Raw genomic sequence first — 219 nt, 5'->3', positions numbered from 1 at the left:
CGGGCGAGCTGAGCGTCGAGTTCGAGCTGGAGTGGGACGAGGACGGCGACGAGGAGAGCGCCGACGCCGAGTTAGAGATAGAGTAGTTTGCGGAGGAAGCCGCCGACCGCGGCGTTTCGTCGGTTACGGCACTTCGCCGGGGACCTCGACGAACGCGTCGCGCGCGGAGAGGTGATCGAGCGTGTCGTCGACCTCGAGGCGCACGGACTCCATCCGCTC

Annotated in this window: 1 pseudogene; it reads right to left on the bottom strand. The window is 67.6% G+C overall.

The window, feature by feature from the left end:
- Nucleotides 1-123: 123 nt before the first annotated feature.
- Nucleotides 124-219, bottom strand: a pseudogene (locus tag EXE44_RS21840) (DNA-binding protein); the annotation flags it as partial.

Source organism: Halorubrum sp. SS7 (genome assembly GCF_005435055.1).
GTDB classification, from domain to species: Archaea; Halobacteriota; Halobacteria; order Halobacteriales; family Haloferacaceae; genus Halorubrum; species Halorubrum salinarum.
This window is presented reverse-complemented; position numbering and strand designations above follow the sequence as displayed.